The following is a 19,197-nucleotide window of genomic DNA, read 5'->3' on the forward strand; positions in this document are numbered from 1 at the left end:
CCCCTGCATGGCTCGCGGGGAACGCTAGACGCACTGTTCATATCTGTCTAGACATTTCTGTACAGTTCTGAACTTTAGAACGCCTCTCGGGGTTCAATGGGCCCTAAAGCTGGGCGCTGTGGCGGCCGGCGACCTTATCGAACCACGCAAGCGTCGCCGAATTTTCCTGCGGGATCCGCATCTTGATCACCCGAGCGAAATCCACAAACACAAAGGTCGAGATATCGGCCAGCGTAAACTCTGGCCCAGCCACATTGGCACTGTCTTTCAGCCGATTTTCAAGCATCGCAAAGAACCGTTCCACCCGCTCGACCCCGCGCTGCGCCAGCTCGGGAATTTGGGCATAGTTTGCAGGACCGGGAATCGCTCGTCCTTCGAAAGCTGGATGCGCGTTGCGCAGCGCCTCGGCCACAGGGGCACCACCTTGCTGTTCGACGATGCTGTTCCACATCAAAACCAACCCTTTTTCATCCGGGGTACGCCCCATCAGCGGCGGTTCTGGGAACTGCGCCTCAAGATAGGCCGCGATTCCGAGGTTTTCGGTCAATACCGTCCCTTCATCTGTCACCAGCACGGGCAGCGTGGCATTGGGGTTGATCGCACGGAAGTCCTCAGCCAGCTGTTCCCCCTTTGCGATCGAGATATCGCGGGTCTCAATCTCCAGCCCTTTTTCATCAATGAACATCCGCGCGCGGCGTGGGTTCGGGGCAGTCGAGCAATCGTAGAATAGCATTAGAGCCCCCTTCAGCGGCGATAAATGAAACAACGCCCTTCAACTGCTCCGTCTGGCAGGGGCAGTTCAGTCAGCCCATCGAAATACATCCGATCGCTGGAGACCATCAATCCGCCCTCGGCCAGAAGCGGCTCGATCAACGGGGACACGAACCGGGCAAAAGCGTCGTTCTTTTCGCGGTTATGCCCGCCCAGATCGGCATGGATCAAACTGGCAGTAGCGCCGAATCGATCCAGCGATGCGGGCAACGTCTCGCGCACATCGCCCAAAATCACCAGATCTTCCGGCGGGGTCGAATCCGGGTGCGAGGCCACGGCGCGTTCGAACACATAGACCGGGCGGTTCCGCACATACTGCACCATGTGGTGATAAGTACGGCCATTACCCAGGCCCAGCTCGAAAACCGGCCCGTCCATCCCCTGCGTTTGAGCGATGGCATAGTCCAGACAGGCCCGTTGCGAGACCATGCGGTCAATGAACAGATCGAGGCGGCTTTGGGGATCGGGCACGGGAAAATCTCTCCTTGATAGTTGCCGAAGCTTAATCAGGCATCGACGCCGCCTGTGATGACAAATCCTCAAGGGTTTGTGTAGGCAATTTCGCCTCAGTTTCATATTCCCGCGACATTTCAGCCCAAGAACGGGTTTGACTAATCAGGCCCAACCGCGCGAAACTGCGACAAAAAACACGGGGAGTTGATCAAGCCTATGCCGAGTGACGGCCGAACGGGTGGGAAACCCGCATGACTGCGTTGTTGTCTGTCAGGGACCTCAGCATCGGCTTCGGTGCGGGTGAGGCCGTGGTTCAGGGCGTCAGTTTCGACGTCGAGGCCGGGCAGACTTTGGCGTTGGTGGGCGAGTCCGGGTCTGGAAAAACCATCTCGTGCCGCGCGGCGCTTCGCATCCTGCCGCGCACGGCCCAGATACGCAGCGGCACCATTACTCTGAATGATTCCAAAGGATTGGAAGACCTGACGGCAATCAGTGAGCGCCAGATGCGTGACATTCGCGGCAATCGGGTCTCGATGATTTTTCAGGAACCGATGCGGTCGCTGTCGCCCTTGCACAAGATCGGCAATCAGGTCAGCGAGGTTCTGTGGCTGCATCGCGGCGCGTCCGAGGCGCAGGCCCGCAAAGAAGTTCTGACCCAGTTCGAACGCGTGGGCTTTCCTGACCCCCAGCGCGCCTATGATTCTTACCCGTTCGAGCTGTCCGGCGGCATGCGCCAACGTGCGATGATTGCCATGGCAATGGTTGCCAAGCCGGAACTGCTGATCGCGGATGAGCCAACCACCGCGCTGGATGTCACCACGCAGGCGCAGGTTTTGGGGTTGATCAAAGAGTTGCAGCGCGAGACGGGCATGGCGCTGATCCTTGTGACCCACGACCTGGGCGTCGTTGCCAATATGGCCGAACAAGTGGTCGTTATGCACAAGGGTAGGGTGATGGAATCCGGGGCAGCCGCGCCTATTTTGACCACACCTGCGCATCCCTACACCCAGCAATTGTTCAACGCCGCGCCCCAGATTCCCGACAAGGAAGCTGTTGGCATTCCGATGCCCGGCGAGGACCTAATCCTGCAAATGAACAGTGTCTCCAAAACCTATACCATGCGCTCCAGCAAAGGGTGGCAAGGTGACCGGCTGATCCATGCCTGTCGCGGTGTCGATCTGAATCTGGCACGTGGCAAGACACTGGCCATTGTCGGCGAAAGCGGATCGGGCAAAACCACGGCCGCCCGCATTGCGCTCGGGGCCGAGCCCCCCGATCCGGGCGGAGAGGTTCTGTTTCGCACCGCGCCCGACGCCGACCCGATCACGGTTCACCACATGACCCGCGCCCAGCGCACTGCGTTTCAGCGCAAGGCGCAGATGGTGTTTCAGGACCCCTACAGCTCGCTCAGCCCGCGGATGCGCATTCAGGACGCGATGACCGAGCCGTTGGAGATCCACAAGATCGGCTCGCCCGCTGAACAACGGGACAAAGCGGCCGAGATGCTGCAACGGGTCGGGCTGAACGCCGACATGCTGAAACGCTATCCTCACGCGTTTTCAGGCGGTCAGCGACAGCGCCTTTCCATCGCACGGGCGATGATGCTGGACCCACAGCTGATTGTCTGTGACGAGCCGACCTCGGCTTTGGATGTCTCGGTGCAGGAACAGATCCTGACGCTGCTGGAAAACCTGCAAGACAGCTTGAAACTGTCCTATTTCTTTATCTCGCACGACCTTGCGGTCGTGGCGCGCATCGCAGACGAAGTTGCAGTGATGCGCCGGGGCCTTGTGGTGGAACAAGCCCCGCCCGAGACACTGTTCTACAACCCGCACCACCCCTACACAAAGGCGCTGATCGCCGCACAACCGGAACCCGACATCAACCGGCCCATCGACCTGAATTTGGTTGCTTTGGGCGCCGGTTCGCCCGACAGTTGGGATGACGCCTTCCGATTTACCGACTCCGTGATACCATCATTGGTGGAAATGGAGCCCGGCCATAAGGTACGATGCCATGTTTAAGACCACTCGCCCCCTGATCCTGGCAGCCGCAATGTCGGCGCTGTGGTTTCTGCCCGCCACTGCAGAGACCCCCACCCCTCAGGAAAGCGCGTTCTGGGAAGACGAAGTGGCCGCCGGAAACATGCCTCCCGTCGCAGAACGCCTACCGGCTGAGCCGCTGGTGGTCGATCTGGCCGCCAAGGGGCGTGAGTTCGGAACGCCGGGCGGCACGTTGCGCACCATGGTGACGCGATCCAAGGACATTCGGCAGATGGTGGTCTATGGCTATGCCCGCCTGGTCGGTTTTGACGAAGATTACGAAATTGTCCCTGATCTGCTGGAATCCTTCACCAATGAAGACAACCGCAAATTCACCCTGAACCTGCGCGAAGGCCACAAATGGTCCGATGGGTCGCCCTTTACGTCCGAAGATTTTCGATACTGGTGGGAGGACGTAGCCAATAACGAATTGCTCAGCCCGTCGGGGCCGCCGGATTTCCTGATTGTCGAAGGCAAGAGCCCGACCGTCACTTTCCCTGATGAAACGACCATCGTGTTCGAATGGGCCGACCCGAACCCTGATTTCCTGCAATCACTGGCACAGGCGCGCCCGCCGTTCATCTACCGCCCATCCGCGTTTCTGAAACAATATCACGAGAGCTTCGCTGACGCCGATGAGCTGGCCTTTCAGGTCGAAGACGCCCGGGTCAAAAGCTGGGCGGCGCTACATAACAAGCTGGATAACCTCTATAAGTTCGACAATCACGAGCTGCCGACGCTGCAACCTTGGCTGAATGCCAGCTCGGGCAAAAAGATCCGGCACAACTTTGTCCGCAACCCCTATTACCACCGCATCGACAGCAAAGGTGTGCAACTACCCTATATCGACGTGGTCGAGATGGAGATCGTGGCACCCGGTCTGGTCGCCGCCAAGACCAATGCGGGCGAGACCGATTTGCAAGGGCGTGGGCTGGCGTTCCGGGACGCCTCGATCCTGAAAAAGGGTGAAGCCGGGGGGAATTACAAAACCCTGCTGTGGAAAACCGGTGTTGCCTCGCAGATTGCGATTTATCCCAACCTGAACTTTGCCGATGACGGATGGCGAGAAGTTCTGCGCGACGTGCGCGTGCGTCGCGCGCTGTCGCTGGCCATTGACCGCAAGACGATCAATCAGGCGCTGTACTTCAAACTGGCGCAACCGGGTGCGATGTCGGTTCTGCCTGCCTCGCCCTTCTATGACGAGGAAAACGCCAAGGCCTGGGCGCAATATGACATCGAAACCGCAAACGCTTTGCTGGACGAAGCTGGCCTGAACCAGCGCGACAAGGATGGTATTCGCCTGCTACCCGATGGCCGCCCGATGGAGCTGATCATTGAAACCGCCGGTGAGCGGCAAGAGGTCGAGAACGCCTTGCAGATCGTTACCGACACATGGCGCGAGATAGGCGTCGATCTGGTGATGCGCCCGCTGGACCGGGACATCCTGCGGAACCGGGTGTTTGCGGGGAATACCATGGCCTCGGTCTGGTTTGGCTGGGATGACGGTATCCCGCAGGCCCACACCTCACCCGCCTATCTGGCACCCACCGATCAGGTGTTTCTGGCCTGGCCTAAATGGGGGCAGTATTACCAGACCGGCGGCGATGTCGGCGAAGCGCCCGATATGCCCGAGGCCGAGCGCCTGATGGAACTTGCCCATGACTGGGAAATCGCCACATCAGATGACGAACGCAAGGCCGTCTGGTCCGAGATGCTGAAGATCCACGCCGATCAGCTTTATGCCATCGGCATTCTGAATGGCGCCCCGCAGCCCATCGTTGTGTCCAACCGCCTGCGCAACGTGCCCGAACAGGCCATGTGGGCATGGGAACCCGGCGCGCATTTCGGCATCCATCGCCCTGACGAGTTCTACTTCGCCGACTGACAGGAGCAGCTAAATGGTAATGCTGCGCTACGCGGTGTATCGCTTTTTCACGATGCTGCTGACACTGCTTGTGGTGTCGGTTCTAATCTTCGTGATCATCAACCTGCCGCCTGGCGATTACCTCAGCAACCAAATCGCCGAGCTTCAGGCCTCAGGGCAATCCGCCGGTGTGGCCAAGGCCGAATTCCTGCGGACCGAATACGCGCTGGACCGTCCGATGTGGGAGCAATACCTGATCTGGATGGGCTTCTGGCCCGGCCCCCATGGGTTTGAGGGGCTGATTCAAGGCAATTACGGCTGGTCCTTTGAATTTGACCGCCCGGTGGCCGAGATTGTGGGCGACACACTGTGGCTGACCGTTGTGGTGAACCTTGCCGCAATCCTGTTTGTCTACGCGGTCGCTTTGCCGCTTGGTGTCCTTGCGGCGGCGCGGTCGCGGACGTGGATCGACTATACCTCGGCCTTTGTGGGCTATCTGGGTCTGGCCACGCCGAACTTCCTGCTGGCCCTGATCCTGTTCTACTACGGCCACCAATATTTCAACCTGCCCATCGGCGGGCTCATGGACCCGATTTACGAGGGTGAGCCGATGAGCTGGGACAAGATGAAATCCATACTTCTCCACCTGATTGTGCCAACCTTTGTAATCGGTACCTCGGGCGCCTCGGCGATGATGCAACGGCTGCGCGCGAATATGTTGGACGAGCTGGGTAAACCCTATGTGGAAACCGCCATCGCAAAAGGCATGGCTCCGTCGCGGATGCTGACCAAATATCCGCTGCGCGTGGCCTTCAACCCCTTTGTCGCCGATATCGGCAACCTGCTGCCCTCAATGGTGTCGGGGTCGGTTCTGGTCTCGGTGGTGCTAGGGCTGCAGACCATCGGCCCGACCTTGCTGACCGCGCTGAAGACGCAGGATCAGTTCCTGTCTGCCTTCATCCTGATGTTCGTCGCACTGCTGACGCTGATCGGGACAATGATTTCGGACATCTTGCTGGTCATGTTGGACCCGCGAATTCGGTATGAGGGGCGTGAAGCATGACCAAACGCTCTGACGGTCGCTATGTCGACGATGCCCCCTTCGATCCAGACGCCGCCCTGCAACAGCTCGAGCGAGCTGATCTGGACGCCCCCAACTGGCTGCTGGTCTGGCGCAAATTCCGCACCCACAAACTGGGCTTGATCTCGGGTATCTTCTTGCTGCTGTGCTACCTGATGCTGCCCTTTGCCGGGTTCATTGCCCCCTATGGTGCGAATGAACGCAATGACGAGCATCTTTATGCCCCACCCCAAAGCGTCAACTGGTTCCACGAAGGCGAATTCGTCGGTCCGTTTGTCTACCCGACGGTGATCGAGGCCGACCTTGAGACCTTCCAGTGGAAAGCCGTGACCGACACCAGCGATCCGCGCCCGCTCCAATTCTTCTGTGAAGGGGCCGAGTACAAGCTGGCGGGGCTGATCAAGTCGGACACGCATTTGTTCTGTGCGCCCGAAGGGGCAACGCTGTTCCTGTGGGGGTCCGACCGTCTGGGTCGGGATGTCTTCAGCCGCATTCTTTATGGCGCGCAACTGTCGCTGACCGTGGGCCTGATCGGCATCTCGGTGTCGTTCTTCCTAGGCATCCTGTTCGGGTCGATGGCGGGTTATTTCGGCGGCAAGATCGACTGGGTCATCAACCGCGTCATCGAGATTCTACGCTCACTGCCCGAACTGCCATTATGGCTGGCCTTGTCTGCAGCGGTGCCCTCGAACTGGAGCCCAGTGGCAGTGTTCTTCATAATCTCGATCATCCTCGGGATACTCGACTGGCCCGGCCTTGCCCGATCTGTGCGCGCCAAGTTCCTGTCGTTGCGCGAGGAAGAATATGTGCGCGCAGCCGAAATGATGGGTGCAAGCTCGGGCCGTGTGATCCGCAAGCACCTGCTGCCGAACTTCATGTCCCACCTTATTGCCTCGGCCACTCTGTCGATCCCGGCGATGATCCTGGGGGAAACGGCGCTGTCTTTCCTAGGCCTCGGCCTGCGGGCTCCAGCGGTTAGTTGGGGCGTGATGCTGAATGACGCGCAGAACCTCGCTTCGATCGAGATCTACCCGTGGACGGCGATCCCGATGCTGCCGATCATCGTGGTTGTGCTGGCTTTCAACTTCCTTGGCGACGGGCTGCGTGACAGTCTCGACCCCTATCAGCAATGACACTGGTTTCGGCGCTTCCTGACCCGGAAAGCTATCGAGTAATCGGAAGCGGAGCGCGGCCCAGCGCCTTTGCCGTATCTGAACTGGCCACCGCCAGCTTTGCCGCGGTGGGGCAAGAGCTGGCGCGCTTGATGGTGTCCCTGAACCTGACGTCCAGCGCGCCCGACGTCACGGTTGATCACCGGCTGGCTTCACTGTGGTACGGGTTTTCCTTCAAGCCCGAAGGGTGGGAGATGCCGAGCCTCTGGGACGCCATCGCCGGGGATTATCAAGCTTCTGACGGGTGGATCAGGCTACATACCAACCTAGCGCGCCACCGACTGGCCGCACTGAAAGTGCTCAAGGTCGATGCGAACCGCGATGCTGTCGCTCAGGCCCTCAAGACATGGGCTGTCGCCGATCTGGAAACCGCCATCGTGGCCGAGGGCGGCGCCACCGCCGCAATGCGCAGCAGGGCCGAATGGCTGGAGCATCCCCAAGGCCGGGCGATGTCGCGTGATCCGTTGATCGGCTGGCACAACCCCCGCCAGATCATGCTGCGCGACCGTCCAGAGGCCACGGCCGAACGGCCGCTTCAGGGCCTGCGCGTTCTGGACCTGACCCGCGTTCTGGCAGGCCCCATTGCCACCCGCACTCTAGCCGGGGTCGGGGCCGAGGTTTTGCGTATTGATCCGCCCGGCTGGGACGAACCCGGCGTGATCCCGGATGTCTCGCTGGGCAAACACTGTGCCTATCTGGATCTAAAGTCGCCCGCCGGAATGGAGACATTACAGGAATTGCTGTCTCAGGCGGATGTGTTCGTGCATGGCTATCGCCCAGGCGCGCTGGATGCGCTGGGGTTGACGCAAGCGAAACGGGACGCGATTGCGCCCAACCGGGTCGAAGTCACATTGAACGCCTATGGCTGGCAGGGGCCATGGGCGAACCGGCGCGGATTTGACAGCCTTGTGCAGATGAGCGCAGGCATCGCCGATACTGGCCGCATCTGGGCCAAGGCAGACAAGCCGACGCCCCTGCCGGTGCAGGCGCTGGACCACGCAACCGGCTATCTGATGGCCGCCGCCGTGCTGTCTGCTCTGGCCGAGGCCGCCCAAGGTAACTCAATCATGCAGGCCCGCTTGTCCCTTGCCCGAACTGCTGAATTGCTGGCCATTCTCAGCAAGTCCGAAACGTCTGAGGATATCGAAAATGCCAACCCGACCGACTATGCCCGCACGCCCGAGGAATCCGGCTGGGGTGTCGGTCATCGTCTAAAACCGGCCCTGAGGTTGAGCACAACGGACATGCACTGGCCTCTGCCTGCATCGAAACTGGGCACGTCCCAACCCGTCTGGCCAACGCTGAAGCCCTAGCGCATCCGCCGCGCGGTACGCGCGGCCCGGCCCAACGCTTTGGGTGGCGTTTCGTCAGAAACGCGGCCCAAAGGGGAGGGAGCACGTCCTATCTGTCATCCCCTCCGCCGGGGCCGATATCGTCCAGATAATCTTCGTCAATCGCGGCCTGCACCGCACCTGTCACCGCCTCGCGCTGTTTCGGCGTCAGGTCTTCGGGCGCTTTCTCATCGGCCAGACGCACCGTTACCTCGCGGTGCGCAAACCGGATACCTTCGCGGGCGAACAATTCGCGGATTTCCTGATAGACCTTTTTGCGCACCAACCACTGATCACCCGGCTTGGTCATGAACTTGACGCGGATGATCATTGCGGAATCCTGCATCTCGATCACGCCCTGCGACTTGAGCGGCTGGATGAAATTGTCGCCGATGACCGGGTCGCTCAGCAATTGCTGCCCCAGCTTCTTGATCAGTTTGCGCACCTTCTCGACATCAGTGTCATAAGTTACGCGCAAGGGTAACTTCATGATCACCCAGTCACGGGAATAATTGGTCAGCACCTTGATCTCACCAAAAGGAATGGTGTTCAGCGCACCCAGATGATGACGCAGCTGGAACGACCGGACCGATATTTTCTCGACAGTGCCTTTCACATCACCAATGTCGATATATTCCCCTTTGCGGAACGCATCATCCATCAGGAAAAACGCCCCCGAGAAAATATCCCGCACCAGCGTCTGCGATCCAAACCCAACGGCCAGACCCACAACACCCGCGCCCGCAAACAGGGGGCTGACATTGATGCCCATTTCCATCAGCGCAATCAGCGCAATGGTTACGACAACCACCGCCAAGATCGCCCCCCGGAACAGAGGCAGCAGAGTGGCTAGACGGCTTTGCCCGCCTTCGCCACCTTCATCGCCCAGCTCGGCCTCGGCCCCGCCATCGTCAATCTCTTCAGCAATCTTGCTGTCAATCCAGATGCGGAAGAAATGGAACAGGACATAGCCAATGAAGATGATCACCATCACGTCCAGGAAACGCTCGATAGGCAGTTCCTCGCTCCAGCTGGCATCCGGGTTCCAGATGACGACCAGCGCGTAAAGCCCAACCACAAAGGCCAGAATACCAGCCACACGGCGCGCCAGATCCTCGTACGTCACGATGGAATGCGCGCGTTTTTCGGCCAGAGGGGTCTCGATTAACTCCTCCTCGGGCGCATCGGCGTCTTCGGCGTTCATCTCCTCCATCTGGCGGTTGCGGTCGAAATACCGCTCAAGCAGATAGTTCATAGCACCGTAAGCGATCACCACCGACATAAAGATGGCATAGCTACTGGCCACGATCGGGATAGAGTTCTGGTTTTCAAGCACCAGATCGACAGCCAGTTTGAACCAGCTGAACACGATATAGACGATCAGCGCAGGTGCCCAAGCCAGCGAGATGAAACGCAGGATCCACGACACTTGTTCCTTGGTACGTCCGCCCCGGATGGCATGGGAAATGGCACGCCCATTGAACGCGATCATCAGCAAATTGCCCAACGCACCCAACATGGTCAGGCCGCCATAGACCATGGCATAAACGTTATAGTTCAGCCCGAAATCCGCGACCCAGGTCGAAAACATCACGACCGAGATGTCATAGGTCGCAATCGCCGAAGCCCAGATATAAAGCCGTTTGGCGTCCCGGTCCGAAAACGGCGGCAGGCGGTACTGGCTAAGATAGGGCGACAGCACCATACGCCACAGATCAGACACCGTGCGCGACAGGAAGAAGGCCGCGAATATCGCAGTGACCGTGAACTGGATCGAGATATCCTCAGCCTCGCCGAAAAACAGGAATCCAACGATCAGGGCCATCAGCATGGCAAAGATCGTACCCCCGATCCCCATAAGGAAGCGGAACACCAAAAACGGCATTTTTTCGCGGTAGCCCTGCGGGTTTTCCTTGGATCGCGCGACCACGATTCCCTTGGCGATGCGCTTGCCGTAAATCTCAGTTGACAGCCACCGCCCCAGCAACAGGAACAGGATGTTCCAGAACAACACCTCGACATAGGTCTGTATTCGGCCATCGGGGCTGGTTTGGCGCAGGACGTATTTCACCTCGAAAATCGAATAAGGCAGCGCCTCAAGCCGCGACTGCATCGACTCGCGGAATTTCGAAAACCGCTCCTGCGCCTTCATCAATTGCGACCCATCGGCCATCGGGTCGCCTGCGGCGTCCTGATTGGCCTGTGCCGGTGCACCCGACGATACGATTTTCCCCGCACTGTCGATGACGATAACGCTGGCACCAGCCTCGGTTGCTGAGCGGATCGCAGCAGCCAGATCCCCACCTTCCGAGGCCTCGTCGGTGCTGTCCGCACCCGTTGTGTAGCCGGGAATGAGCGATGTTTGCGCTTCAGCTCCGCCTGCAAAAGTCAACGCGATTGCCCAGGTCAACAGCGCAAAAACGGCAAATAATCTTGTTGTCATCGGGTCTTTCATCCACGTCCGCATTTGCCCCGCAGCCTATAGAAGCACAATCCCGTGTTCAAATGCTCAACAGATGTCGACCCCAGTTCGTCTTTCCACGTGTTCCCACCGCAATAGCGGTGACCGAAGTATTTCCATCGCGATGGAAAGTGAATAAGACCGGGCCGGACAACAATTGAGGTTTTCGACCCGGAACCTGATGTAGAGCAAAGCGACGTTGGGTCATTTCATTGCAACATGTAGCCAAATCGCAATGTTTGTCGGTTTTGACCCGCCGGAACCGCGTTTTTTGCAAGCCGACCGAAAACAAATACGATAGAAGTGCACCCGCGCGGACATGCACCAAGACACGGACACAGGCAAAAGTATGAGCCTTAAAAGAAAACAGAAAATAGCCGGACGTGCGCCCCGTATTCTGTTCTACAGCCACGACACCTTTGGTTTGGGTCATCTGCGCCGCTCGCGTGCTCTGGCCGCTGCGATGACACAGGCGAACCCTTCGGCCTCGGCACTGATCCTGACCGGCTCGCCCGTTGCCGGGCGGTTTACCTTTCCGCGTCGGGTGGATCACGTTCGTCTACCCGGTGTTACAAAACGCGCTGACGGGTCCTATGCCTCACAGACCATGGGCATGGGTATCGAAGAAGTGACCGAACTACGCTCGGGTTTAATCCGAACGTCAGTGCAGCAATTCGATCCGGATGTGCTTATCGTCGACAAGGAACCTACCGGCTTCCGGGGCGAGCTGCTGCCGACCCTTGACTGTCTGATGCAAAGCAGAAGAACCAAAATGGTCCTTGGATTGCGCGACGTTCTGGATGAGCCCGAGGTTCTGGCCGCTGAATGGGATCGTAAAGAGGCGGTCGCTGCAACCGACGCCTATTATGACGAGATCTGGGTCTATGGGCTACGCTCGATCTACGACCCGACACGTAGCCTACCGCTGAGCCCCGAGGTGCAATCGCGCATCCATTGGACCGGCTATCTGCGCCGTGATCTTGGCCCCGTGGGCGAACCGCCCGAGCAGCCATATATCCTGATCACCCCCGGAGGGGGCGGCGACGGCAAGGCGATGGTGAACCTTGTTCTGTCGGCTTACGAAAAAGACCCCACCCTGTCGCCCCGCGCCGTGCTGGTCTATGGTCCGTTCCTGTCGGGCGAGTTGCGGGACGATTTCGAAACGCGCGTTGCGGCGTTGAACGGTCGCGTGACTGCTGTCGGTTTTGAATCCCAGATTGAAACCCTGTTTGCCGGGGCCGCCGGTGTCGTCTGCATGGGCGGCTACAACACGTTCTGCGAAGTGCTGTCCTTTGACAAACGCGCCGTCATTGTTCCTCGCACGACCCCGCGTCTGGAACAGTGGCTTCGCGCCTCGCGCGCAGAAGAGCTGGGGCTGGTGCGGATGCTGGACGAAAGCCGCGATGGCCTGACTCCCGAGGCAATGATTGCAGCCATTCGCGCCCTGCCCGATCAGCCCCTGCCGTCCCAAGCCATTGGCGACGGGCTGTTGGACGGGCTGGACTATGTCACGGACCGCGTTGACGCCCTGCTGAACGGAGAACAGGAACGGGCTATCGGATGACATCTGCGCCTCCTAATCTGGCGGTGCTGGTCAAAGGGTGGCCGCGCCTGTCGGAAACGTTCATCGCTCAGGAACTGGTTGCATTGCAGGATGCGGGCCATCGGTTCGACATCTGGTCACTACGCCATCCCACCGACGTCAAACGCCATCCGCTGCATGACCGGTTTAAGGGTCAGGTGCATTACCTGCCCGAGTATCTGTATCAGGAACCCCAACGCGTCTGGGCCGCGCGCCGTGCCGCGCAGGCCCTGCCCGGTTATGCCGAGGCCTACCGGATCTGGCGTGCAGATCTGCGCCGCGACCCGACTCACAACCGCATTCGCCGCTTTGGTCAGGCTTGCGTGCTTGCCGCTGAATTGCCGCAGGACACGCGGGTCATGTATGCGCATTTCATGCACACGCCGTCCTCGGTCGCGCGCTATGCCGCCATCATGCGCGGCCTGCCGTGGAGCTTCTCCGCCCACGCCAAGGATATCTGGACTTCTCCTGATTGGGAAAAAGCTGAAAAGCTTCAGGCCAGCACCCATGGTGCTGCCTTTGGTGCAACCTGCACAGCCATCGGCGCCGCACATCTGCGCGACCTGGCCGACGATCCCAAGCGGGTCGAACTGATCTATCACGGATTGGACCTCAGCCGCTTTCCTGCCCCGCCCGAGCGCACGCAGCGCGCACCTGACGCGCCGTTTCACATGATCTCGGTCGGGCGGTTGGTCGAGAAAAAGGGCTTTGACCGCCTGATCGACGCCTTCGCGCTGTTGTCCGAGGGTCTGGACTGGCACTGGACGCATATCGGCGGCGGCACGCTGGCCGAAACGCTGGCCGGGCGTGCCGAAGATGCCGGGCTTGCAGGGCGAATCACCTGGAAAGGGGCCTGCGACCAGCCCGAAGTTATCGAAGCCATGCGCAAGGCCGATCTCTTCGTCCTGCCCAGCCGCATCGCCGCCGACGGCGACCGGGACGGCCTGCCCAATGTACTAATGGAGGCCGCCTCGCAAAAGCTGCCGATCCTGTCCACACCGGTTTCGGCCATCCCGGAATTCATCGACACCGGAATCCATGGGTTGTTATCCGAGGATGCGCCCGCCGCATTAGCCGCAGCGATCACCCAAATGGCGCAAGACCCTGCTGAGGCGATGCAGATGGCAAGAAACGCCTATGACCGCCTGATCGCCGAATTCCGCATGGATCCCGGCATTGCTTTGCTGTCAAAACGGCTGAACGCATTGGGGGCGGACCGGGGCTGATGGCACGCGTTGCGTTCTACACGCCGATGAAATCCCCCAACAGTCCGGTGCCGTCCGGCGACAGGGAAATGGCGCGCAACCTTTTGGCAGCGATTGGTGCGCAGGGGGACCCGGTCGATCTGGTCTCGCATCTGCGCGTTTTCGACAAAACCGGCGACGCTCAGGTGCAGGATAAGCTGCGCACCGAGGCTGACGCCGAGGTCCAACGCCTGATCCATACGCTCGCCCCAGATACCGCCCTTTGGGTGACGTATCACAACTATTACAAGGCACCTGACTTGCTGGGCCCGCGAGTCAGCCGGGCGCGGAAAATCCCCTATGTGCAACTGGAAAGCACGCGCGCGACCAGCCGTCTAACCGGCCCCTGGGCCGGGTTCGCCGAAGCCGCCCATGAAGCCTGCGATGCGGCGCAGGTGATCTTCTACCACACGGCCAACGATCTGATCACACTGGAACGTGAAAGATATGGGTCACAACATCTGATTGAACTGCCGCCCTTCCTGCCCCGTGCGGACCTACCGGATGCGGCGGCTTGTGAAGGCCCCATGCTGGTCGTCGGGATGATGCGGTACGGGGACAAGCTGGCCTCGTACCAGATTCTGGCACAGGCTCTGGCGTTGCTGGACGGCGCGTGGTCTCTGGATATCGCGGGCGATGGCCCGGCGCGGGCCGAGGTTGAGGCTTTGATGGCGCCTTTTGGGGCGAAAGTTCGGTTTCTGGGCCAATTGGATCGCGCCGATATGCAGGCGCACTATCAAAAGGCGTCGCTGTTGGTCTGGCCTGGTGTGAACGAAGCCTACGGCATGGTTTATCTTGAGGCGCAATCCTGCGGCCTGCCGGTCGTTGCGCAAGACCGTCCGGGCGTGCGCGACGTTCTGGCCCCGTCGGACTACCCAACGGTCGAGGACGGCCCGGCCGGGTTGGCCCATCGGCTGCAAACCCTTTTGGCCAATCCCTCACTGCGCCGAGACATTGGCGCTGCGGCCCAAGCGCATGTTGCCGCGCGCCATCTTCAACCCGCCGCCACCGAACGCTTCTGGCAAACGGTGCGACCCCTGATCGGAGGGCAGAAATGACCCAGCTTGCCTTGCTCCGCCATGGACATACGACATGGAACCGCGCCGGGCGCATCCAAGGGCGCAGCGATATTCCATTGGATGACGCGGCCCGGTCCGAGCTTGCGACTTACGCATTGCCCGAGCCGTGGGATCAGGCGGCGCTCTGGTCCAGCCCCCTGAAACGCGCGCAAGAAACGGCGCGTCTGGTGGCCGGGCGCGCGCCCCTGACGGCAGAGGCGCTGACCGAGATGAATTGGGGCGATTGGGAAGGGTTGCGCGGCGTCGATTTACTGGCGGAGCCCGACAGTGGCTATCGTCATATCGAGCATTGGGGGTGGGACTTCCGCCCCCCAAAGGGCGAAAGTCCGGCCGAAGTTCGCGACCGCCTGCGCCCGTGGTTAGGTGGCCTGACAGGCGACGCGGTTGCCGTCTGCCATATCGGCATCATGCGGGTCATTCTGGCGCAAGCGTGGTCTTGGGAATTTGATGGACCTGCCCCTTTCAAAATCAAACGCAACCGGCTTTATATCATTGATATGAAGACCATGCGCGCCCAGACCGAACCTCTCCGCCTGATCAAAAGGGATGGCGTGGCATGAAGGTGATGATTGTCGTCACTCATCTGTTGGGCACGGGGCACCTGAGCCGCGCACTGACATTGGGGCGCGCGTTTGTGCAAGACGGCCATCAGGTTCTGGTGGTAACGGGCGGAATGCCTGCGCCGCAGCTGAATGTGACGGGCATGACGTTGCTGGGTCTGCCGCCGCTGCGCTCGGACGGAACAGATTTCACCCGGCTGCTGACCCAGACCGACGAAGTTGCCGATGTAGCATATCTGGCCGGGCGGCAGGCGGCACTGATTGAGGCGGTGCGCAGTTTTGCCCCTGATGTGCTGATAACCGAACTATTCCCGTTTGGCCGTCGGTCCCTGAGCGCCGAATTCATCGCCGCGCTCAAGGCCGCCTTTGCACTGCCCAAACGACCGGTGATTTTGGGCTCGATCCGAGACATCCTTGCGCCGCCCTCAAAACCAAGCAAAGCCACGCGCGCAGAAGAGATCGTGCTGACCACATACGATGGGGTTCTGGTGCATTCTGACCCGCAGATGGTTTCGCTGGACGTAAGCTGGCCAGTGTCAGAGCGGTTGCGCCCAAGGCTGTACTACACCGGGTTTGTCACCCCGGAGGCGGCCCCTCCACACCCCGACGCGTTGGGGCAAGGTGAGGTTCTGGTCAGCGCGGGCGGAGGCTCGGTCGGGCAGCCGATCTTTCGCGCGGCCATCGAGGCCGCCCAAAAGATGACCAACAGGCGCTGGCGCCTGCTGGTTGGGGGGCAGGACGCTCAGGTGCGCATTGCTCAACTGTCGGATTTGGTGGGCATCGCCAATGTCACCGTGGAACCTGTGCGACCCGATTTTCGCCAGATGCTGCGCCACGCCGCAGCCTCGGTCAGCATGTGCGGCTACAATACAGCACTTGATATTCTTCAGGCCGCGACACCTGCGGTCTTTGTCCCGTTCGATGACGGCAATGAGGTCGAACAGACCTTGCGCGCCCAAAGCCTATCGGATCAGCCGGGGGTCGCATTGGTTGCCAGCCACGATCTGAGCGGTGCATCCCTTGCACAGGCTGTAGACCGCGTTCTGAACGCACCTACGCGGCCCGTTCCCGACCACGGGTTTGACGGCGCGGCCAAATCTGTCGAGATCGCCAAGGCTCTGCTGGAGCGTCGGGGATGAAGGTCGATTGGCACTCTCTGGATGCAGAACTGGCACTGTGGCGGCAAGAGGGATTGTCACTGCCGCTTTGGTGGCGGGATGACGATGCGATCACCACAACCCCGCAATTGGAGCGTCTGACTCAGCTGTCCGACGCGCTTGGGCTGCCTGTTCATCTCGCCGTGATCCCACGGAATGCCGATCACGCTTTGGCCGACTATGTACAGGCACATTCAGCGCTGGTCCCAGTCGTCCACGGCTGGGCGCATCAGAACCATGCTCCGGCGGCCGAAAAGAAAGCCGAATTCCGGCTGCACCGACCCTTGCCCGATATCACGAAAGACGCCAAAGCCGGGCTGGATAGGTTGACCACCCTGTTTGGGCACCGGCTACGGCCGCTATTCGTGCCCCCGTGGAACCGTATCGCGCCCGAAGTAGTGCAGAACTTGCCGACGCTGGGTTTCACAACACTTTCGACCGCGACACCGCGCAAAATCGCGCAAACCGCACCGGGGCTGGATCAGGTGAACACCCATCTAGACCCGATTGACTGGCGCGGCACGCGCAGGCTGATCGCGCCGGATCAGCTTGTCGTCCAGACCGTCGATCTGCTTCGCGACAGGCGTTTGGGACGCGCGGACAACGCCGAACCCTTCGGCTACCTGACCCATCATCTGGTTCATGATGACGACATCTGGACCTTCACCCATGACTTCTTGCGGCGGCTTCTGGATGGGCCCACGACCCTCTGGACTGCCCCCGAGACCTTACGGAGACCTCAATGAGCCGATTGGATTCCATGCTGCGCCGCCTGACTGCCCAGCGCGACGGGCTGAACTGGGCGGTCGCGCAGATAGCGGACCACCCCGGAGACGTTCTGGACATGGGTCTTGGTAATGGCCGGACCTATGACCACCTGCGCGAAATCCTACCCGACCGGCGCATCTGGGTGATGGACCGGGTGCTGCAATGCCACCCCTCCAGCACCCCCCCTGCCGAGGATTTCCTGCAAGGCGAAGCTGAACCCATGCTGGAAAAACTGGCCCAAGGCGGGCCGAAGATCGCCATGGCACACTATGATTTCGGGCGCGGCATCAAGGCCGATGACGTGGCCGAAGCCGCCCGCCTCAGCCCCTTGATCGCGCAGGTCATGTTGCCCGGAGGGCTGCTGATCTCGGGGCAACCACTGGTAGGTTTCGACCAAATCACCGGGCCCGTAACCATCGCGCCAGACCGCTACCTGCTCTATCGCGCCTGATCAGGCTGATCTGACGCACCAATCAGGCCACACGCCGTCCGCGCGACCAAACGCCGTTCAACGCAGGTGCACCTTCGCGCAGACGGAACCGAATGACATCGGCGCGGGCACCTTCACGCAGCTCACCGCGATCCTGTAGACCCACAGCTTGTGCAGGTGTTTGCGTCACGGTGCGCAGGCCACGCGCCATATTGCCCCACATATCTCCCAGGCGGGTTGCCGACAGCAGCAGCGCGGCGGGCACGTAGTCTGACGACAGAATATCCAGATGGCCCAGATCAGCCAGTTCCTGCGCCGCGACATTGCCGGAATGAGACCCACCCCGGATCACATTGGGCGCCCCCATCATAACCTTGATTCCGTGATCGTGGCAGGCCCGGGCGGCCTCGACCGTGGTGGGGAATTCGGCCAGCGTGATGCCATGCCCCGCCGAAACGGCCACCTGATCCTGCGTCGTGTCATCGTGGCTGGCCAGCATCGCCCCGAACCGTTTGGCGGCCTTGACCGTCTCGACCTCGTGCTGATCGCCAAACCGATCGCGCAACGCCTTCAGTTGTGCCACGTGCTGCAGGAAGTCATCATCGTTCATGCCATGCTTGCCCTTCATGTAGGCCTCAAGCTGGGTCATATCGCGGAACTGCCTCTGGCCGGGCGTGTGATCCATCAGCGACACCAAACCGACGCGATCCTCGGGGCCGAACTCGTCCAGCTCGGCCACGAGGGTTTCCGAGCAGACCTCGGCCCGCAGGTGCAGAAAATGGCTGATCTTCAGCGCATCCTGTTCGCGCAGATCCCACAGCTCGCGCGACAGCTCGCGGGCGTATTTCTTGTATCGGTTGCCCGACGGGATCGAGCCGATACGCATCGCATCGAATACGGTGGTAATTCCGGTGCTGGCCAGTTCCGCATCGTGGGCCAGAATCGCCGCCGCGTGAGGCCAGTCGACTTTGGGGCGCGGCTGAATATGGCGTTCCAGATTGTCAGTGTGCAGTTCGACCAGACCGGGGCAGACATAGTCGCCGCCGCAATCCACTGCGCCGGGCGGCACGGTGCTGCCCGTGGCGATCTCGGCGATGGTTTCACCGGTGACGCGGATGCTGCCTGTGACCGTCTCATCGGGCAGAACCAGCGTGGCATTGGCAAGGATCATTTCTTCTGTCATCTGAACTTCACAAGGTCTG

General features: G+C 60.5%; 16 protein-coding genes. 12 read left to right on the forward strand and 4 right to left on the reverse strand.

Going from position 1 to position 19,197, the window contains the following annotated elements; genetic code table 11:
• Positions 1 to 103: 103 nt before the first annotated feature.
• Together ACR3E7_RS09795 and ACR3E7_RS09800 are read right to left on the reverse strand one after the other, a co-directional pair.
• A complete protein-coding gene (locus ACR3E7_RS09795; RefSeq protein ID WP_480502854.1) occupies positions 104 to 733 on the reverse strand; it encodes a glutathione S-transferase family protein in 630 nt (209 codons plus the stop codon).
• A gap of 11 nt (positions 734 to 744) precedes the next feature.
• The gene (locus tag ACR3E7_RS09800) at positions 745 to 1,242 is read right to left on the reverse strand and encodes a class I SAM-dependent methyltransferase (protein ID WP_331252079.1); all 498 of its coding nucleotides are present in this window, start codon (positions 1,240 to 1,242) and stop codon (positions 745 to 747) included.
• 233 nt (positions 1,243 to 1,475) lie between these two features.
• Between ACR3E7_RS09800 and ACR3E7_RS09805 the strand changes: the two genes are divergently transcribed.
• The 5 genes from ACR3E7_RS09805 to ACR3E7_RS09825 are packed head-to-tail and all read left to right on the forward strand — an operon-like array spanning position 1,476 to position 8,696.
• Complete coding sequence (locus ACR3E7_RS09805) at positions 1,476 to 3,248, forward strand: ABC transporter ATP-binding protein (protein WP_170769883.1); 1,773 nt, start codon at positions 1,476 to 1,478, stop codon at positions 3,246 to 3,248.
• Positions 3,241 to 5,151 (forward strand): ABC transporter substrate-binding protein, encoded by a 1,911-nt coding sequence (locus ACR3E7_RS09810; RefSeq protein ID WP_170769882.1) that lies wholly within the window; start codon positions 3,241 to 3,243, stop codon positions 5,149 to 5,151. The genes ACR3E7_RS09805 and ACR3E7_RS09810 overlap by 8 nt, the downstream gene beginning before the upstream one ends.
• A 13-nt stretch (positions 5,152 to 5,164) precedes the next feature.
• The gene (locus ACR3E7_RS09815) at positions 5,165 to 6,193 is read left to right on the forward strand and encodes an ABC transporter permease (RefSeq protein WP_170769881.1); all 1,029 of its coding nucleotides are present in this window, start codon (positions 5,165 to 5,167) and stop codon (positions 6,191 to 6,193) included.
• Entirely contained in the window at positions 6,190 to 7,344 is a 1,155-nt protein-coding gene (locus ACR3E7_RS09820; protein WP_170769880.1) for an ABC transporter permease, read from the forward strand. The genes ACR3E7_RS09815 and ACR3E7_RS09820 overlap by 4 nt, the downstream gene beginning before the upstream one ends.
• Entirely contained in the window at positions 7,341 to 8,696 is a 1,356-nt protein-coding gene (locus tag ACR3E7_RS09825) for a CoA transferase (RefSeq protein WP_480502855.1), read from the forward strand. The genes ACR3E7_RS09820 and ACR3E7_RS09825 overlap by 4 nt, the downstream gene beginning before the upstream one ends.
• 88 nt (positions 8,697 to 8,784) lie before the next feature.
• Here the strand turns inward: ACR3E7_RS09825 and ACR3E7_RS09830 are convergent, their stop codons facing one another.
• Positions 8,785 to 11,157 carry a mechanosensitive ion channel domain-containing protein gene (locus ACR3E7_RS09830; protein WP_480502856.1) on the reverse strand — a complete coding sequence of 791 codons (2,373 nt, stop codon included), beginning with the start codon at positions 11,155 to 11,157 and terminating at the stop codon, positions 8,785 to 8,787.
• Positions 11,158 to 11,524: 367 nt separating this feature from the next.
• Between ACR3E7_RS09830 and ACR3E7_RS09835 the strand changes: the two genes are divergently transcribed.
• Genes ACR3E7_RS09835 through ACR3E7_RS09865 form a run of 7 tightly spaced genes read left to right on the forward strand, consistent with a single transcriptional unit; the run spans position 11,525 to position 18,016 of the window.
• Positions 11,525 to 12,739 carry a glycosyltransferase family protein gene (locus tag ACR3E7_RS09835; protein WP_480502857.1) on the forward strand — a complete coding sequence of 405 codons (1,215 nt, stop codon included), beginning with the start codon at positions 11,525 to 11,527 and terminating at the stop codon, positions 12,737 to 12,739.
• Entirely contained in the window at positions 12,736 to 13,983 is a 1,248-nt protein-coding gene (locus ACR3E7_RS09840; protein WP_480502858.1) for a glycosyltransferase, read from the forward strand. The genes ACR3E7_RS09835 and ACR3E7_RS09840 overlap by 4 nt, the downstream gene beginning before the upstream one ends.
• The gene (locus ACR3E7_RS09845) at positions 13,983 to 15,059 is read left to right on the forward strand and encodes a glycosyltransferase family 4 protein (protein WP_480502859.1); all 1,077 of its coding nucleotides are present in this window, start codon (positions 13,983 to 13,985) and stop codon (positions 15,057 to 15,059) included. Before ACR3E7_RS09840 ends, ACR3E7_RS09845 begins: the two co-directional genes overlap by 1 nt.
• Positions 15,056 to 15,640 carry a histidine phosphatase family protein gene (locus tag ACR3E7_RS09850; protein ID WP_480502860.1) on the forward strand — a complete coding sequence of 195 codons (585 nt, stop codon included), beginning with the start codon at positions 15,056 to 15,058 and terminating at the stop codon, positions 15,638 to 15,640. Before ACR3E7_RS09845 ends, ACR3E7_RS09850 begins: the two co-directional genes overlap by 4 nt.
• Positions 15,637 to 16,779, forward strand: coding sequence for a glycosyltransferase family protein (locus ACR3E7_RS09855; RefSeq protein ID WP_480502861.1), 1,143 nt, complete (start codon positions 15,637 to 15,639; stop codon positions 16,777 to 16,779). The genes ACR3E7_RS09850 and ACR3E7_RS09855 overlap by 4 nt, the downstream gene beginning before the upstream one ends.
• Positions 16,776 to 17,543, forward strand: a complete 768-nt coding sequence (locus tag ACR3E7_RS09860) for a polysaccharide deacetylase family protein (RefSeq protein WP_480502862.1) — start codon at positions 16,776 to 16,778, stop codon at positions 17,541 to 17,543. Before ACR3E7_RS09855 ends, ACR3E7_RS09860 begins: the two co-directional genes overlap by 4 nt.
• On the forward strand, positions 17,540 to 18,016 hold the full coding sequence (locus ACR3E7_RS09865; RefSeq protein WP_480502863.1) for a class I SAM-dependent methyltransferase: 477 nt from the start codon (positions 17,540 to 17,542) through the stop codon (positions 18,014 to 18,016). Before ACR3E7_RS09860 ends, ACR3E7_RS09865 begins: the two co-directional genes overlap by 4 nt.
• A gap of 22 nt (positions 18,017 to 18,038) precedes the next feature.
• On the opposite strand, the gene ACR3E7_RS09870 is transcribed toward ACR3E7_RS09865, so the two are convergent.
• Complete coding sequence (locus ACR3E7_RS09870) at positions 18,039 to 19,178, reverse strand: alpha-D-ribose 1-methylphosphonate 5-triphosphate diphosphatase (protein WP_170769870.1); 1,140 nt, start codon at positions 19,176 to 19,178, stop codon at positions 18,039 to 18,041.
• Positions 19,179 to 19,197 lie beyond the last annotated feature (19 nt).

It is taken from the genome of Ruegeria sp. BK1 (assembly GCF_056535645.1).

What these genes read in the sequence shown, in the direction of transcription:
- ACR3E7_RS09795 (WP_480502854.1), bottom strand. Translation starts at nt 733, where the DNA reads ATGCTATTCTACGATTGCTCGACTGCCCCGAACCCACGCCGCGCGCGG.
- ACR3E7_RS09805 (WP_170769883.1), top strand. Translation starts at nt 1,476, where the DNA reads ATGACTGCGTTGTTGTCTGTCAGGGACCTCAGCATCGGCTTCGGTGCG.
- ACR3E7_RS09810 (WP_170769882.1), top strand. Translation starts at nt 3,241, where the DNA reads ATGTTTAAGACCACTCGCCCCCTGATCCTGGCAGCCGCAATGTCGGCG.
- ACR3E7_RS09815 (WP_170769881.1), top strand. Translation starts at nt 5,165, where the DNA reads ATGGTAATGCTGCGCTACGCGGTGTATCGCTTTTTCACGATGCTGCTG.
- ACR3E7_RS09820 (WP_170769880.1), top strand. Translation starts at nt 6,190, where the DNA reads ATGACCAAACGCTCTGACGGTCGCTATGTCGACGATGCCCCCTTCGAT.
- ACR3E7_RS09825 (WP_480502855.1), top strand. Translation starts at nt 7,341, where the DNA reads ATGACACTGGTTTCGGCGCTTCCTGACCCGGAAAGCTATCGAGTAATC.
- ACR3E7_RS09830 (WP_480502856.1), bottom strand. Translation starts at nt 11,157, where the DNA reads ATGACAACAAGATTATTTGCCGTTTTTGCGCTGTTGACCTGGGCAATC.
- ACR3E7_RS09835 (WP_480502857.1), top strand. Translation starts at nt 11,525, where the DNA reads ATGAGCCTTAAAAGAAAACAGAAAATAGCCGGACGTGCGCCCCGTATT.
- ACR3E7_RS09840 (WP_480502858.1), top strand. Translation starts at nt 12,736, where the DNA reads ATGACATCTGCGCCTCCTAATCTGGCGGTGCTGGTCAAAGGGTGGCCG.
- ACR3E7_RS09845 (WP_480502859.1), top strand. Translation starts at nt 13,983, where the DNA reads ATGGCACGCGTTGCGTTCTACACGCCGATGAAATCCCCCAACAGTCCG.
- ACR3E7_RS09850 (WP_480502860.1), top strand. Translation starts at nt 15,056, where the DNA reads ATGACCCAGCTTGCCTTGCTCCGCCATGGACATACGACATGGAACCGC.
- ACR3E7_RS09855 (WP_480502861.1), top strand. Translation starts at nt 15,637, where the DNA reads ATGAAGGTGATGATTGTCGTCACTCATCTGTTGGGCACGGGGCACCTG.
- ACR3E7_RS09860 (WP_480502862.1), top strand. Translation starts at nt 16,776, where the DNA reads ATGAAGGTCGATTGGCACTCTCTGGATGCAGAACTGGCACTGTGGCGG.
- ACR3E7_RS09865 (WP_480502863.1), top strand. Translation starts at nt 17,540, where the DNA reads ATGAGCCGATTGGATTCCATGCTGCGCCGCCTGACTGCCCAGCGCGAC.
- ACR3E7_RS09870 (WP_170769870.1), bottom strand. Translation starts at nt 19,178, where the DNA reads ATGACAGAAGAAATGATCCTTGCCAATGCCACGCTGGTTCTGCCCGAT.